The organism is uncultured Chloroflexus sp. (assembly GCF_937129525.1).
In the GTDB taxonomy this organism is placed as follows: domain Bacteria; phylum Chloroflexota; class Chloroflexia; order Chloroflexales; family Chloroflexaceae; genus Chloroflexus.
In genome coordinates this window covers 1-15,230 of record NZ_CAKZNK010000030.1, presented here as the reverse complement: position 1 = coordinate 15,230, position 15,230 = coordinate 1, and the positions used below count along the sequence as shown (strand labels likewise).

At 58.1% G+C, this 15,230-nt stretch carries 14 protein-coding genes; 5 read left to right on the top strand and 9 right to left on the bottom strand.

Annotation, left to right across the window (positions count from 1 at the left end):
* Nucleotides 1–53 precede the first annotated feature (53 nt).
* The 7 genes from Q0650_RS02830 to Q0650_RS02800 all read right to left on the bottom strand — a co-directional run bounded on the left by Q0650_RS02830 (nt 54) and on the right by Q0650_RS02800 (nt 8,253).
* Nucleotides 54–698 (bottom strand): CpsD/CapB family tyrosine-protein kinase, encoded by a 645-nt coding sequence (locus Q0650_RS02830; RefSeq protein ID WP_298815715.1) that lies wholly within the window; start codon nt 696–698, stop codon nt 54–56.
* Nucleotides 699–818: 120 nt separating this feature from the next.
* On the bottom strand, nt 819–1,472 hold the full coding sequence (locus Q0650_RS02825) for a YveK family protein (RefSeq protein WP_298815713.1): 654 nt from the start codon (nt 1,470–1,472) through the stop codon (nt 819–821).
* Nucleotides 1,451–2,080 (bottom strand): lipopolysaccharide biosynthesis protein, encoded by a 630-nt coding sequence (locus tag Q0650_RS02820; RefSeq protein WP_298815711.1) that lies wholly within the window; start codon nt 2,078–2,080, stop codon nt 1,451–1,453. Before Q0650_RS02820 ends, Q0650_RS02825 begins: the two co-directional genes overlap by 22 nt.
* 203 nt (nt 2,081–2,283) lie before the next feature.
* Complete coding sequence (locus Q0650_RS02815) at nt 2,284–3,429, bottom strand: glycosyltransferase (protein WP_367280790.1); 1,146 nt, start codon at nt 3,427–3,429, stop codon at nt 2,284–2,286.
* A gap of 124 nt (nt 3,430–3,553) precedes the next feature.
* On the bottom strand, nt 3,554–4,906 hold the full coding sequence (locus Q0650_RS02810; RefSeq protein WP_298815707.1) for an MFS transporter: 1,353 nt from the start codon (nt 4,904–4,906) through the stop codon (nt 3,554–3,556).
* 57 nt (nt 4,907–4,963) lie between these two features.
* Nucleotides 4,964–7,429, bottom strand: coding sequence for a PAS domain S-box protein (locus tag Q0650_RS02805; RefSeq protein ID WP_298815706.1), 2,466 nt, complete (start codon nt 7,427–7,429; stop codon nt 4,964–4,966).
* A 47-nt stretch (nt 7,430–7,476) separates the two neighbouring features.
* A complete protein-coding gene (locus tag Q0650_RS02800) occupies nt 7,477–8,253 on the bottom strand; it encodes an enoyl-CoA hydratase-related protein (RefSeq protein WP_298815704.1) in 777 nt (258 codons plus the stop codon).
* A 178-nt stretch (nt 8,254–8,431) separates the two neighbouring features.
* On the opposite strand from Q0650_RS02800, the gene Q0650_RS02795 reads away from it, so the two are divergent.
* On the top strand, nt 8,432–9,139 hold the full coding sequence (locus Q0650_RS02795) for a metal-dependent transcriptional regulator (protein WP_298815702.1): 708 nt from the start codon (nt 8,432–8,434) through the stop codon (nt 9,137–9,139).
* Here Q0650_RS02795 and Q0650_RS02790 read toward each other — a convergent pair.
* The gene (locus Q0650_RS02790; RefSeq protein ID WP_298815700.1) at nt 9,128–10,189 is read right to left on the bottom strand and encodes a CehA/McbA family metallohydrolase; all 1,062 of its coding nucleotides are present in this window, start codon (nt 10,187–10,189) and stop codon (nt 9,128–9,130) included. The genes Q0650_RS02795 and Q0650_RS02790 overlap by 12 nt on opposite strands.
* A gap of 58 nt (nt 10,190–10,247) precedes the next feature.
* Between Q0650_RS02790 and Q0650_RS02785 the strand changes: the two genes are divergently transcribed.
* The 3 genes from Q0650_RS02785 to Q0650_RS02775 are packed head-to-tail and all read left to right on the top strand — an operon-like array spanning nt 10,248 to nt 11,766.
* Nucleotides 10,248–11,345, top strand: a complete 1,098-nt coding sequence (locus tag Q0650_RS02785; protein WP_298815698.1) for a glycosyltransferase family 1 protein — start codon at nt 10,248–10,250, stop codon at nt 11,343–11,345.
* 26 nt (nt 11,346–11,371) lie between these two features.
* The gene (locus Q0650_RS02780) at nt 11,372–11,584 is read left to right on the top strand and encodes a DUF309 domain-containing protein (RefSeq protein WP_298815696.1); all 213 of its coding nucleotides are present in this window, start codon (nt 11,372–11,374) and stop codon (nt 11,582–11,584) included.
* Nucleotides 11,585–11,598: 14 nt separating this feature from the next.
* A complete protein-coding gene (locus Q0650_RS02775) occupies nt 11,599–11,766 on the top strand; it encodes a hypothetical protein (RefSeq protein WP_298815694.1) in 168 nt (55 codons plus the stop codon).
* A gap of 15 nt (nt 11,767–11,781) precedes the next feature.
* On the opposite strand, the gene lon is transcribed toward Q0650_RS02775, so the two are convergent.
* Nucleotides 11,782–14,214 (bottom strand): endopeptidase La, encoded by a 2,433-nt coding sequence (lon, locus tag Q0650_RS02770; protein WP_298815692.1) that lies wholly within the window; start codon nt 14,212–14,214, stop codon nt 11,782–11,784.
* Nucleotides 14,215–14,342: 128 nt separating this feature from the next.
* Between lon and menH the strand changes: the two genes are divergently transcribed.
* Nucleotides 14,343–15,152: a 2-succinyl-6-hydroxy-2,4-cyclohexadiene-1-carboxylate synthase gene (gene menH, locus Q0650_RS02765; protein ID WP_298815690.1), complete on the top strand. Its 810-nt coding sequence runs from the start codon at nt 14,343–14,345 to the stop codon at nt 15,150–15,152.
* Nucleotides 15,153–15,230 lie beyond the last annotated feature (78 nt).

Here is a 15,230-nt window from a genome sequence, read left to right as displayed (position 1 = left end):
CGACGCATCTGTCACGCCGGTTCTGAATCTCTTGCCGGGTGGTGGCGCGACCATCACGTGCGCGCGCCGCTGAGCACTACCCCAAGTACATTTGCCTTGACCTTTTCCAGCTTCTGACGCGCTTCACGCACCCGGTCGCGCCGCGACCGACCGGCTTGCACCACCAGCAAAACGCCATCAACGCGCGTGGCCAGCACGAGCGCATCGGTGACATTCTGTACCGGGGGTGTGTCGAAGATGACGATGTCCGCAGTCTGGCGCAGGCGCGCGAGCAGATGTTCCATGCGGCGCGACCCGAGTAGATCGGCAGGACGCGGTGGGAGTGGTCCGCTAGGCAGCAGACTGAGACCGGCCACCTCGGTCGGCTGGATGGCCAGCGGCGCATCCTGATCAAGGATCGAACTGGTGAGACCGTGTTCGTTCGAGAGGCCAAAAATAGTGTGTAGCATTGGTTGGCGGAGATCGCAGTCAACCAGCAAGACCCGCTGCTCGGCCTGCGCCATTGTAACGGCCAGATTAGCGGCGGTCAGACTCTTTTCTGGGGTTGGTTCGGCAGCGGTCAACAACAGCGTATGGATCGGTTTGTCGAGACTGGAAAAGAGAATATTGGTGCGCAAGGTGCGGTACGCTTCGGCGGCAGCGGAAGCCGGCTCACGTAGCGTGATCAGCACCTGCTCGGGCGACGATGTCACGAGCATCACTCCTGCCTGTCTTTCAGTGTTGGCGCGAAGGCGCCAGCGTATCTGAGTCATCGGTATGACAGTGCGCGCTACCTGGCATGCATACCCTTGTTGCGCTGCGCACTGTTGGGCCTCAGCCTACCGCTCGGCCAGTGGAATGGCGCCCAGGGTTGGCAGACCAACGAAGCGTTCTACATCTTCGGACGTTTTCAACGTATCGTCAAGATATTCGAGCGCGAAGGCCAGCACGATGCCGATCACCAATCCCAAAATGGCCCCAGCCAGCATGTTTATACGGGTGTTCGGGCGAATCTCAACCAGGCGAGCCGGCTGAATCCGGGTGACATTAATGCGCGCAGTGCCCTCAAGAGTTGCGTTGATCCGGTTCACTTCAGCCACGATCCGTTCGCCGACGGCGTCGGCCAGCGCCTGCGATTGATCGAGCCGGGGCAGATCGACTTCGATCACGATCTTCTGTTCATCGGGGCGGGGTTGAATATTGACATCTTCCATCAATCGCTCGCCGCTGATGTCAAGCCCGATCTGTTGACTGATCTGGTCAAGCACGCTTGGCTGCATGACCAGTTCGCGGTAACTGTTCATCGAATTGCGCAATACAATGTTAAGGCCATTGTCGGCTTGATTGGCCAGCGCCAGATAGACAGCCTGCGAGCGAAACGTTTGCGGGAGCAGTTTACTGATCGCGTAAGCGCTGGCAACTGCGGCAATTGCTGTCAGGGCGATTACCCACCAGCGCTTGACCAGCACATTTACATAGTCGCGGATTTCCATAATCCTTCCTCCCTGGCCGACGAGAACAAACTGGCGGTAACCGCCAGCGCGAATCCGGCCACAATACCTAATGCAGCGCGCAGGGCGGCATCGATGAGCATAGCGCGCAGGGACGTTGTTGGTTGAGCAGTGTCAGGACTATCGAGCACGACGACATTCAGCTTTCCGCTCCGTCCCCAGAAAGTTAAACCGTCGTTGTGTAACAATTCAATGGCAGCCTCGACAAGCGCGCGCGCTGCCTCTGGCGATGTAGCCTCACCGCGCAAATCAACGGCGCGGTGAAGCGGTGTCATCCGCAACCCTTGCTGAATCTCGGTGAGCGTCAAATTGACATTGCGCGCGCTGAGCAACGGCTGCGCTCTGGCCGCAAAGGTTGCGCTGCTCAATACCTGTGGTAAGTCGTCGATCAGATATTCGATGATCTGCCAGTTCTCAACAGTATCAGTAGTATCTGTTACCGGGTAAGATAACAAAAGGCGAGCGGTTGCCGCATAGCGAGTCGGCTGTTGCAGATCAAACCACAGGCTGAGGCCACCGGCAGTCAGTGCTGGAATAATGATCAGCCACCAGAAGCGACGAGCAATGCGTATAAAGGTAGTAAGTTCCATAGCGTAAGTTTGTTACCTGCCGTACAGTCGGCCTGATCGTTGGGCGACAGGAGGCAATGCTCCTTTCGCTGAACATCTTACTATACTTCACGCCTCACTGTTACGCAACTCTGCCCTGTCACCATTCGGCTACCCGACTGCCAGAATTGCAAGGTCGTGGCAGCCGACCGGCAATCGGGGGCAGATAACCGGAAAGGGGCTTCTTAGACGATGATTGGGCGTTGCCCGCCGAGACTCTGCTCAAATTCAGCCAGGCGACCGGCGCGTTGGGCTGCCAGCGCTTCATCGATAAATGAGCGCATTGCGCTGAGGAAACGTTCGCGACCAAACCTCTCGGCATGCTGGCGTAGGGCGAGCGTATCGACCGGATCGGTGCGCGACAGCGCGACGGCGGCAGCCAGCGCAGCAGCGGTAGGCTGGTAGAAGAACCGGCCAGTTACCCCCTCGATCAGGGTTTCAAGTGCGCCGCCAGCAGCGTAGGCGATGACCGGTCGTCCGACGGCGAGTACTTCCAGCGGTGTGATGCCAAAATCCTCTTCACCGGGAAAGATGAAGGCGCGGCAGCGAGCAAACAGGTCAAGTCGGGTCGTTTCGTCAACCCAACCCAGAAATTCGATGTTGGGACCAGCCATGCGTTCGAGACGGGCGCGATCGCGTCCATCACCGAAGATCTTGAGCGGTAAGCGCAGATGGTTGAATGCTTCGATGGCCAGTTCCAGCCGCTTATACGGGATCAGTCGTCCGCCAGCGAGGTAGAAATCTTCGGGTGGTTGCGGTTCGTATGGCGGTAAATCGACTGGCGGCGGAATCACAACTGCCGGTCGGCGATAATAACGGGAAATTCGTCCGGCTACTTCGCGCGAGTTGGCAACAAAGAGATCAACTCGATTGGCGCTGACTGTATCCCAAATCCGCAGGTAATTGAGCAGAAATGGCAACAGTTTGGCCTGCATGCCGTTAATCTGTTCGCGAGCCACATAATCATCGGTGCGCCAGGCAAACCGCATGGGTGTGTGGCAGTAGCAGATATGGAGCGCGCCGGGTCGCGGGATGATCCCCTTGGCGAAGGCGCTGGAACTGCTGATGACCAGATCGTAGTCGGTCAGATCAAACCGCTCAAACGCTGTTGGGTACAGAGCGACATAACGGCGAAACTGAGTGCGCCACGCCGGCAGGCGTTGCATAAACGAGGTGCGAATATCCCACGCGCGGTATGTAGCCGGCATCGTCGCCGGATCAAAGATCGAGGTGTAGATCGGCGCGGTAGGGAAGAGTTCGTGCAGCGCTTCAAGCACGCGCTCGGCGCCACCGTATTGATTAAGATAATCGTGAATCAGAGCGACCCGCATGGTCATTGCTTATCCTTATAATCCGGCCTGTTATTGCTGCCGGACAGGATAGCACAGATAGAACGCAGAGGCGCAGCGCGTTGATGCCTGTAGCGAAACACGTTGCGCCTCTGCGGTTCTGCGGCTATTTGCTGTACTGACGGCGCAGGGCAAGACTGATCACAGCCATGAGTGCCATTGCGCCTGCGCACACGAGATAGGCTGTTGTTAGATCAAAGCTATCGGCGATGCTCGCCATGAGAGCCACGGCAATCAGCGTGCCAATACTGATTGAGATATTGATTACACTCTGCGCGACCCCGCGATCGCCGGCAGCGACCTCTTCGAGCACCAGCGCGCGCAGCGTACCGCCGACCACAATCCCTAAACCGCTACCCATAATCAGGGTAGCCACCACGAAGAGCCAGAAGGGAGCTGACGGTAGACCGAGCAGCGCCGTGCCGATGGTGAGCTGCCCGTAGCCGGTGAGCATGGCCATGCGCCCGCCGATCCGCGGCAGCATACGACCGGCAATGATTGATGTTACCGAAGCCAGGAAGACCAGCGGCAGCAAGAAGAATCCGGCCTGACTGATCGGGACGCCAAAATTGACTGCCACCGAGGTGATGAAGATGATGCTGCCCATCGCGATCCCAGAACCGGCAGCCAGCAGGTAAACAATCTGCAATTGCCGATTTGTAAACAGTCTGGGAGGCAGCAGTGGTGATGGCGCGCGCATTTCACGCCAGGCCAGAATCGGGGTAAGCACGGCGACCAGCAAGAAGAGCCACGGCCAGATGGTGATGCCCAGCAATCGGTCGAGAAGCTGATTGATACCGAGAGTCGCGCTGACCAGGATCAGAACGAGCAGCGCGAGACCCTGCCAGTCGAAGGTGGTGTTATCTTCACTTCGGTGTACGGATGCTCGCGGGAGCGCCCGCCAGCCGAGAAAGATCACGACGGCAGCCACCGGGAGATTGAGTAAGAAGATCCACTGCCAGTCAGCGACGGCCAGAATCAGCGAAGCCATTACCGGACCAACGAGAAAAGCCATGCCTGATGTTGCGCCGATCAGACCGAGTGCCTTCGCGCGTTCGGCTGATGGTAGCACGTCACCGATCACAGCGCTGGCGGTCGGGGTAATACCGCCGGCGCAGACGCCTTGCAATGCGCGCCCGAGCAACACCATCGTCAAATCATGCGAGAGGGCGATGAACAGTGAGCCGATGGCAAAGCCGAATACGTTGAGGAGATAGACGTTCCGCCGTCCGTAACGGTCACTGAGGCTGGCCATCAATGTAGTGCTGCTGAGCGAACAGAGGGTGAAGATGATCGAGACCAGCACGACCTGTGTATTGTCGATGGCAAAGGCTGCGCGCAGCGCCGGTACGATTGGCCCGATAATGGCCGAATCGAGCGCCGACATGAAGACGCCGACAAACAGCACGGTCATAATTGCGCGGCGGGTATCAGTTTCGGGCACGGCCACCGAAGCCATGAGACCTCCTTCATCGCTGATCACCAGCACTTCTGCCGTGAGCGTAAAGCCTGGTTATTATAACGCATGCGATGACAATATCGTTGTCACAGCCGAAGTAAGTGTGGCGACAGTAAATGGTTTGGCAAGAAAAGAGACCCTGCCGCTGGCCCGCAAATGCGCCGGTATTTCCTGATGCGCAAACCCACTCATCAAGATAATCCGTAATGCAGGGTAGTGTTCGACGATAATGGCAGCCAGTTCATCGCCGGTAATCCCTGGCATGGTCAAGTCGATTAAGGCCAGGGTAATCTGCTCACTATACTGTTCAAGCAATTGCAAGGCCTGTTCACCATTGCTCGCTTCATAGACCGTGAAGCCTATTCGCCGCAGCATGCGTTCGGCTACCCTGCGCACGTCCGGTTCGTCATCGACGATCAGGGCAGTACGAGCTACATCGATCGTCACTGAAGAAGTCGGTTCTACTTGCGGCGGCGATTCGGTTGGTGATGGGGCTGGTTCAACGACGCGTTCTGTTAGCGGCCAGAAGACGGTAAAGGTTGCGCCTTGATCGGGCACCGTTACAATCTGTAACGCGCCGCGATGCGCGCGCACGATCCCGTTGACCGCGGCCAGACCCAGGCCGCGACCGGTGAATTTAGTGCTGAAGAAGGGATCGAAGATGCGCGCTTTGGTGACATCGTCCATGCCGTGACCGGTGTCTTGCACGATCAATGCCGCGTATCGACCGGGCGGCTGCTCAGCGCCGAGATCCATTTGTGCCATGTCTTGCTCGTTTAGATCGCGCTGGTCGGTGGCAATGGTGACAGTGCCAGATCCGGTAATCGCTTCCGCGCCGTTAATGGCCAGATTCATCAACACCTGGCGGATTTGAGCAATGTTGCCTTCGATCGGCAAGGGCGTCGGCGATGGCTGGACGATCAAATCCACTCGACGCGGCAAGAGGCTGCGGAGCAACGTCTGCATCTCTTCCACTATGCGCGCCAGATCGAGTTGCTGCATATCAATTTGATGGCGACCAGTGTAGGTCAATAATTGATTGGTCAATTCGGTAGCCCGCTGCGCTGCCTGTTCAATCTGGATTAGTAGATGATAAGCAGGATGATCGGGTAGAAGCTCGTTGAGCGCCAGCGATACATTCCCCAACACGCTAACCAGCAGGTTGTTGAAATCGTGCGCGATCCCGCCAGCCATGACACCTAAACTCTCAAGGCGTTGAGTCTCGCGCAACTGCTGTTCGATGCGCTCACGTTCGCGCTCCATACGGCGCCGTTCGGTGACATCGAGCGCAATGCCGGCAATGCCGTAGATGCGACCCTCATGATCAAACAGGGGGAACTTGATAGTGGTAAACGCCGTTAGCCCATCAGCCGTCCAGCGATCATCATCGCGTTGAATTGGTCGGCGCTGGCGAATGACTTCACGATCGAAGCTCACGTAGTAATCGGCCAGCGCCGGAGGAAACAGCTCGTCATCGCGCTTGCCAATCATTGCCGACGGTGTATAGCCTGAGAAATGAGCCAGTCGCTCATTGACCATCAAGTAGCGTCCCTCAGCATCTTTTACAAAGATCAATGCCGGAATCTGATTGATAATGTCCTGCAAGAGACGACGGCCCATTTCCAGATCTGCTTCAGCTTTGCGCTGAGCCGAAATATCTTCAACCAGGCGAATCAAGAATGTGATCTTGCCGGCTTCATTACGCACTGCCGAACAGGTCATCCGACCGTAGATGATATGACCATCTTTGTGCAGATAGCGCTTTTCCAGTGTATAGCTATCCCGTTTGCCGTCAAGCAATTCTTCCCACAAGGCCAGATCACGTTCACGATCGTCGGGATGGGTACGGTGCATGATCATCTTGCCAATCAGCTCATCGCGCTCATAGCCCAGCATAGCGCCAAGCGCCCGATTGCAATCGAGAATCCGGCCACTTTCTTCGAGAATGGCAATTCCAGGGGTGAGTTGATTGAACAACATAGCCAGGCGTTGCTCGCGATCGCGCAGCTCGCGCGCAAGGTGTTGTTCTTCTTCACGAATCCGCACCCAATCGGTCACGTCGCGGTTCATTTCGCCGATCAGGACGAGCCGGTGCATGTGATCGTAGATCGGAAAGTAGGTTGTTTCTGACCAAAACTGCTGATCAATCGTTCGCCCTTCCAGCTCTGCTTCAGCGGTATCGTAGGGGGTTGGCGGCATTGCAGCCACCTGGCCGCGGCGAGCCGCTTCAAAAGCGGCGACGAAGCCATGTTTTTGAGCTGCCGGATCGTGATAGATGTTGTAGTTCCCCACCACTTCATCAATCGGTGTGGCCACCAGTTGCTCATTCGCCCGGTTCATGGCTACGGCCATGCCATCAGGCGCGAAGAGCACCATCGGAATTGGCAACTGGTGGAATACGGCATCGAAGGGGATGTCGTGGGCGGCCAGACTGGCAGTGAACTGTGCGCGCAGGATGGAAAGTTGCTGACGCAAAATTGCATTTTCACGTTCCAGAGATCGCAATCGCTCGTATATATCCATAGCTGTGTCCTTGGCGTATTGCGGAATAACTGGCCGCCCCTGTAGTATCAGCGTCCACTAAAATGAGGGGCGCGCTTTTCGATAAATGCCTGCATCCCTTCTTTCTGATCGGCGCTGGCAAAGAGAAGATAGAAGTTGCGTAGCTCGATGGCCAGACCTTCGCGCACGGTCGTTTCGGCGGCGTATCGCACCGCCTCTTTGGCTAACTGGACAGCGAGTGGCGATTTTGCGGCAATCGTTTGCGCTATTCGACGCGCCTCATCGAGCAGGTTATCAGGCGGGCAGACACGACAGACCAGGCCGTGCGCCAGAGCTTCCTGCGCGCTGATAGTAGCGCCCGTTAAAATCATTTCCATTGCCCGGTATGGGCCAAGTGCGCGCGTCAGACGCTGCGTGCCGCCAGCGCCGGGAATGATGCCCAGGTTGATTTCAGGCTGCCCGAATTGCGCTGTTTCGCTCGCCAGAATGATGTCGCACATCATCGCCAACTCGCAGCCGCCGCCAAGGGCGAAGCCGTTAACCGCAGCAATCACCGGTTTCCGCACCGCGGCGATTCTGGCCCAGCGCGCAATCATCCCGCTGGTAAGCATATCGATAGGGGTGGCGTTAGCCATCGCCTTAATATCGGCTCCCGCCGCAAAGGCGCGCCCTGCCCCGGTGATAATGATGACGCGGATAGACTCATCGGCGTCACACATCTCAAGATGGCGAATCAGATCGTCGATCAGGGCGGGGCTGAGCGCATTCAGTTGCTGGGGTCGGTTGAGGGTGAGAATGGCAATCGGACCTTCAATCGAGCTGATGACCAGTGGCGCTTCGCTCATATGCTTCTCTCCTTTGCCCAGGCGGTAATCCTGGCTGCATCTAGATCGGGCTTTGATGAGATGTAGCTACTCCGGCATGTATTCCCGATTGTACCACGCCCGTTGCAGGAACAAGCCGCTCTATGGTACATTGAAGCCTGTAAATGTTGGGTTTTGCGCCGCCAGAAGGAGACGCGCCTTGACCCCAATTGACGATCCCAATCTGCCGAATCGGATTACGCCGGCAATTGAAGATTATCTGAAGGCCATCTATTTGCTCCAACAACAGGTGGGGGCGGTGACAACTACGTTGCTCGGTGAGCAGCGCGGTTCGCGCCCGGCCTCGGTAACCGGAATGATCAAGAAACTAGCCGAGATGAATCTGGTGCAGCATACTCCTTATCAGGGAGTGGTGTTGACGCCAGCCGGCGAACGGATTGCGCTTGAGGTGATCAGGCACCATCGTTTGCTCGAACTCTATCTGGTTGAGGCGCTCGGTTATAGCTGGGATGAGGTTCACGAGGAAGCCGAGCGGCTCGAACACCATATCAGTGAAAAGCTCGAAGCGCGGATTGCCGAACGGCTAGGCTATCCCGATTTCGATCCGCACGGCGACCCCATCCCCGGAATTGATGGGGTGTTACCCACTACGCGCGCTATTCGGCTGGCCGATTTGCCGCTCAATCAGCCGGCGCGGATCGCGCGGGTGCGCGATCAGGCTGCCGAACGATTGCGCTACCTGGCCGATCTGGGGCTGGTGCCCGGCGCGCGGGTGGTGGTGACGGCAAGCGCCCCGTTTGATGGGCCGCTGACCGTGCAGGTCGGACAGTCAGGACCAACGCCGCTTGATCGACGATTGGCGCGCACTATCGAAGTCGAGACTGGCGACCCTCCTTCAACGAGCTGATTCTTCGGCAGTAACAAAGATCGGATTGGTAAAGAGCCAGGGTTTGCCACCCCAATACGCTTCAACGCGATAAATACCATCTTCGGCAACAGTCTGCCGGATGCGACGAATGCCACTGGTCATGACCTCGCCGTTTACGATCAGCCGCGCATATGCATCGGCGCCAACATCAACCTCGACCAGTAATGGCCCTCTGTCCAGACTGATGGTGTCACCCATTTCGACAATTTCGCCTGGCCGGCTGAGGCGGAAGATGATTGATGGCGCATCACCATCGAGCCGGTTGACAACATAGCAGCGACCAGCCGTGAGCGCAGCGTAGACCTGGTTCGTGGCTGTGGTTGCATCGCGACTGAGCGGTTCAGCGAGCAAGATGTAGTTGGTTAACGTGCGGAAAATCCACGGGTAGGGAAAGACTTCAATCTCTCCCCATGGCGCCCGGCGTTTAAAGCCGTGGGCATCTACGCCGCCAATTCCAAAGGTGCGGCGTCCGGCCATGTTGAGCCGATCCCACCACGATAGCGTCGCCAGAGTCGGCCCGCTTATTCCCAGACGCGGATTGAGCACGAGCGCCAGCTTGTTGCGCTCGGTCAGATGTTCACCCCAATCACTCATCAGATTCCACAGTTCGAGGCCAACGACCCGGCCCTCGCGCTGGCTCGGCCCGTCGATTGTCCAGTCATCCCAGCGGTAGATGTCTTTGAATGAATTTCGGACTCGTTCATCGGGATGGGCAATGATGCCAAAACCGCCACGTTGATAGACTTCGTCGATGAATTGTTGCGGTGGTAGTTGATTGCTGATCACCGTGTCAACGTTGAGGGCGAGGAAGTGATTGTGATCGGGAGTGATTTCGTGCCCGACAATGACCAGCACATCGTCGTGCCAGCCGGCGAATGGCAAGCCTTCGAGCGTATCATGGTCGGTGACGATCACCCACCGAAGGCCGGCGTCACGGGCTGCCGCGATGAGGTGGGGGAAAGTAGCCGAACCGTCTGAGTACGTTGTGTGCATGTGAATGGCGCCAGGATATATGAAGGGATAGTTCATGTTGTGCTCCACGCAAAAATGTCTGTCCTTCTCTATGCTACCATAGAGCGGTATGGTGATGATTGACATTGATGCCAGTCGCGTGACAGTTGCGCAACGAACCGGCACTGAACGGTATAGTTACGAAATTATTGCGGCGCTTGATCGGATTGCGCCAGCCGATGTGACGTTGCGTCTCTACATCAACGGCCACCGTGAGCGGTTGCCGCCGCTCAGTCAGCGCGCTCACACGCGCGATATTCGCCTGCCGCGTCTCTGGACGCACCTGGGGCTGGGGCCGACCAGTTGGCGGGCGCGGCCCCATGTGCTGTTCGTGCCGGCGCATGTAGTGCCGCTGTTGCATCCGCCGACAGTGGTAACAATTCATGATGTCGGGTATCGCGTCTTTCCAGAGGCGCACACCGCGCGTCGCCGGCTCGAACTCGAATTGACGACCCGCTGGAGTTTGCGGGCTGCCCGCCATGTGCTTGCCATTTCCCACGCAACCAGGCGCGATCTGGTGCAGTGGTATGGAGCCGATCCCAACCGGATCACGGTGACGCATCTGGGGCTGAGCGCAACGTTTGTATCGCCCGTTGATCCGGCGCGGATCGCCGTTGTCCGCGCTCGTTACGGTTTGACGCAGCGACCGTACCTACTCTACATCGGCACAGTGCAACCTCGCAAGAATCTTGGTCGGGTGATCGAGGCGCTGGCCCATGCCATCGCTGCCGGCTACGATCTCGATCTGGTGATTGCCGGCAAGCGAGGATGGCTGAGCGAGCCGATTGAGCGCCGCTCTGGCGAGCTGGGTATCGATCACCGGGTTCGTTTTATCGGCTATGTGGCGGAAGAGGATCTGCCGGCTTTGCTATCCGGGGCGCTGGCGTTTATCTTCCCCTCGCTCTACGAAGGTTTTGGCATGCCGGTGCTAGAGGCAATGGCTTGCGGCACACCGGTGATTACCAGCGCCATCTCTTCACTGCCCGAAGTCGCTGGTGATGCGGCGTTGCTGGTTGATCCTCGCGATACGCATGCGATTGCCGCTGCCATTATGCGACTGAGTGATGATCCCAACCTTCGCGCTGAATTGCGCGCTCGTGGCCTGGCGCGCGCGCGTCAGTTTACCTGGGAAGCCTGCGCGCAACGGACGCTCGAGGTGTTGTTAGATGGGTGAACGTATGGCGCGGAAGGTCAGCGGATATGGCTGATGTGGATGAGTTAACCTTCGAGATGGATCACTTTGTTGCCGGGATTCAGCTCTTCAATGCCGGCGCATACTGGCATGCCCACGAGCAGTGGGAAGACTGCTGGCGAGTGTCGCAAGGAACTGACGCCGAGTTTTTCAAGGCATTGATCCAGACCGCAGCGGCCCTGGTGAAATGGCAGCAGGGTAATCGACGGGGCTTTCGCTGAACTGGCGCAAAGCAATGCGCCGGTTGAATGGCTTGCCGGGAGTGTACCGCGGGGTTGACCTGACAGCGCTGGCTGCGGCAATGGATGCGCTCCTGCTCGATCCGGTGGGCGCGTCGGCGCCAGTCCTGGTCATGCTCGATCCGACAAAGGGCACGACTAGCGCGTACTCCGGTAAAGCATAGCAATGCAATCGCGGTTTAGTCATCATCGTCGTGCCGACGAGGGATAACACGCGGGGCGCGGCGCGGCTCTTTGGGTGGAGGTGGTCCCAGCACCAGATCCAGCGCCTGTTCGATGCGGTCGATCAGATGAATGGTCAACTGTCGGCGCAGGACAGCCGGAATTTCGGCCAGATCGTGCTCGTTGCGTTTGGGTAAGATGATCTGGCGAATCCCGGCCCGATAGGCGCCAAGCACCTTCTCTTTCACGCCGCCGATCGGCAAGATGCGTCCGTGCAGTGTAATCTCGCCGGTCATTGCAATATCGTGGCGCACCGCGCGCCCGGTGAGCGCCGAGATCAGCGCAGTGGCGATAGTCACCCCCGCCGAAGGCCCGTCTTTGGGAGTCGCGCCTTCCGGGACGTGAACGTGTACGTCGAGCTTGTCGAAATGGCGTCCCTCGATGCCCAACCGGCTGGCATTGGCGCGCGCAAACGAAAGCGCCGCCTGCGCCGATTCCTGCATCACTTCGCCAAGCTGACCGGTCAAGAGCAGATTACCCTTCCCCTCCATCAAGGCCACTTCCACCGGCATAATATCACCCCCGGCGCTGGTATAGACCATACCGATGGCAACCCCAACCTGATCTTTTGGATCGATCTTGCCGATCTCAAAGCGAGGTGGGCCGAGTAGCTTCGGTAAGGCGCGCGGCGTAATCTGGCGCGGATGGCGCTTTCCTTCGGCGATACGGCGAGCCACCTTGCGACAAATGGCGCCAATCTCGCGTTCGAGATTGCGCACACCGGCTTCGTATGTGTAGTTACGAATAATGGCGTGGATCGCTTCATTGCCGAAGCGAAGAGTTGCCGGCGGCAGGCCGCTATCGGCCATCTGTCGTGGAATGAGGAATCGCCGGGCAATGTGCAACTTCTCGTCTTCGGTATAGCCGGGCAACTCAACCAGCTCCATCCGGTCAAGCAGGGCATCAGGAATGGCATCGGCCACATTGGCGGTCGTAATAAAGAGGGTCTGGCTCAGATCATAAGGGAGATCGAGATAGTGATCGCTGAAGGTGCTGTTCTGTTCGGGGTCGAGCACTTCGAGCAGCGCTGCCGCTGGGTCGCCACGAAAATCGCTCCCCAGCTTATCGACTTCATCGAGCATAAAGACCGGGTTGATAGTGCCGGCAACCTTCATGCGCTGCAAAATACGGCCTGGCAAAGCGCCAATGTATGTGCGACGGTGACCGCGAATTTCGGCTTCGTCATGCACGCCGCCGAGACTGAGGCGGACGAAGCGGCGACCAAGGGCTTCGGCGATACTCTGACCGAGGCTGGTCTTACCGACACCGGGCGGACCGACAAAACAGAGAATGGGCGCGCGGCGAGCCGGCCCGGCAAGCTGCCGCACGGCGATGTATTCGAGGATGCGATCCTTGACTTTCCGTAAGCCATAATGATTGCGCTCGAGCACGGCAGCCGCCGCGCGCAGGTCGCGATTCTCAGGACTGGCATTACTCCAGGGTAGCGAAATGAGCCAGTCAAGGTACGTGCGCAGCATCCCATGCTCAGGCGACATTGGCGAAATCAGCTCAAGGCGGGCCAATTCCTCCTCGAAGCGAGCCATTGCGTGAGCAGGCAAGCCGGCTGCGGCGGCGCGTTCGCGCAAGAGCGCCAGCTCGCGGCGCGATGGATCTTCCTGACCGAGTTCGCGCTGGATAGCGCGCAACTGCTCGCGCAGGAAGAGTTCGCGCTGACTGCGATCGACCTCTTGCTGCACCTGGCTGTGAATGCGGTTTTCCAGTTCGAGCAAATCCAGCTCTTTCGCCAGCAGCACTTCGAGATGGCGCAGACGCTGCTCAATATCGACCAGTTCAAGGATCTTTTGCCGATCCTCCACCGAAATGGGCAATAATGCGGCGATAATATCGGCCAGTTCGCCAGGTTCAGCGCTGTTAAGGGCCGAGAGGTAAGCATCGTCGGGCAAGTTGCGCGATAGCCGCACAATTTTTTCGAAGGTAGTCAAGATGGTGCGGCTCAGCGCTTCGACCATCAACGCCGAGTCGTCGTCGAGCGGTGGCGTTTCCAGCGGCGTAGCCAGCACGCGCAACGCCGGATGTTCACTCACCGCACTGACAATTTGCATGCGTTGGCGCCCTTCGAGCACGATACTCAACGTGCCATCGGGCAGGCGCCGCATCCGCTGCACGATCGCCTCAACGCCAACCGTATACAGATCGTTTATCCCCACCGAAAAGTCTTCGGTTGGGCCGCGAACGGCTACTGCCAGCACGATCCGATCGCCAGCGACAGCCTGCTCGACCGCATTAATCGCCCGTTCATCACTCACGAACAGGGGCGCCAGCATCTGCGGAAACAAAACGCTGTCGAGCAGGGGTAACACCAGCCGTTCAATCAGAGTAGTGCCGGTAGCAGGTGGTCTTGATTGTTGGTTGGCCGGAGTCGTGGTCATATCTCGCTCCTGCGCAGGGTTGGGAAACCGATGAACGATGCGCCTGCGCATTGTCATGATTGTACGTTCAGTGTAGCATAGAGTGATAGATTGCGCGTTATCAGTTCATTGTAATGTTGAGGAATACAGTGAAGATTTCGCTCGCCGATCTTACGTTTCAGGTTGCAATAGACGGTTCAGGACCACCGTTGCTCTTGCTCCACGGATTTACCGGTAATGGCCAGACCTGGCAACCGTTAGTTCCGGCGCTGGCGTCACAACGAACACTGGTTATCGTCGATCTGATCGGGCACGGCGGCAGTGAAGCGCCGCGCGATCCGTCTCGGTATGCTATTGAACGGTGTGTCAGTGATCTCATCCAGCTCCTCGATCATCTTGGCATGACCCGCGTTGACCTCTGCGGCTACTCGATGGGTGGAAGGATCGGTTTGTTGCTAACGGTCAACGCACCTGAGCGAGTTGGACGACAAATCTTGATCGGATCCTCACCGGGGATAGCCGATCCGGTCGAACGCGCAGCTCGCCTGGCAAGCGATGAAGCGTTAGCCGAACGAATCGAGCGAGAGGGGCTGGAGTGGTTTGTTGACTACTGGGCCGCGCAACCGATCTTTGCCTCGCAACAGCGGCTACCGGTGGCGGCTCGGGCAGCGCAGCGAGCGCAACGCTTAGCCGGCAGCGCTCACGGCTACGCCAACGCACTGCGCGGGATGAGCGCAGGTCGCCAGCCATCGTTGTGGGAGTCCCTGCCGCTGATTGCCACACCAACTCTGCTCATTACCGGCGAACTCGACACCAAATATTGCGCTATTGCTGAACGCATGGTGGCGCAGATACCGCGCAGCCGCCACGTCATTGTGCCCGAAGCCGGTCATGCCGTTCATCTAGAGCAGCCGCAGACAGTCGCAGCACTGATCGGTGAGTTCTTGCGTGAACGATAGAAACGGCTACGGCTCGCGGCGCGCAGCGAATTTGAACCGCCACGCCGCGCACCGCGCGCGAAGTGGGCGCAGCACCGC

Coding starts and splice junctions, on each gene's coding strand:
- Q0650_RS02830 (WP_298815715.1), bottom strand. CDS start 698: ATGCTCGTGACATCGTCGCCCGAGCAGGTGCTGATCACGCTACGTGAG.
- Q0650_RS02825 (WP_298815713.1), bottom strand. CDS start 1,472: ATGGAAATCCGCGACTATGTAAATGTGCTGGTCAAGCGCTGGTGGGTA.
- Q0650_RS02820 (WP_298815711.1), bottom strand. CDS start 2,080: ATGGAACTTACTACCTTTATACGCATTGCTCGTCGCTTCTGGTGGCTG.
- Q0650_RS02815 (WP_367280790.1), bottom strand. CDS start 3,429: ATGCGGGTCGCTCTGATTCACGATTATCTTAATCAATACGGTGGCGCC.
- Q0650_RS02810 (WP_298815707.1), bottom strand. CDS start 4,906: ATGGCTTCGGTGGCCGTGCCCGAAACTGATACCCGCCGCGCAATTATG.
- Q0650_RS02805 (WP_298815706.1), bottom strand. CDS start 7,429: ATGGATATATACGAGCGATTGCGATCTCTGGAACGTGAAAATGCAATT.
- Q0650_RS02800 (WP_298815704.1), bottom strand. CDS start 8,253: ATGAGCGAAGCGCCACTGGTCATCAGCTCGATTGAAGGTCCGATTGCC.
- Q0650_RS02790 (WP_298815700.1), bottom strand. CDS start 10,189: ATGAACTATCCCTTCATATATCCTGGCGCCATTCACATGCACACAACG.
- Q0650_RS02785 (WP_298815698.1), top strand. CDS start 10,248: ATGATTGACATTGATGCCAGTCGCGTGACAGTTGCGCAACGAACCGGC.
- Q0650_RS02780 (WP_298815696.1), top strand. CDS start 11,372: ATGGCTGATGTGGATGAGTTAACCTTCGAGATGGATCACTTTGTTGCC.
- Q0650_RS02775 (WP_298815694.1), top strand. CDS start 11,599: ATGCGCCGGTTGAATGGCTTGCCGGGAGTGTACCGCGGGGTTGACCTG.
- lon (WP_298815692.1), bottom strand. CDS start 14,214: ATGACCACGACTCCGGCCAACCAACAATCAAGACCACCTGCTACCGGC.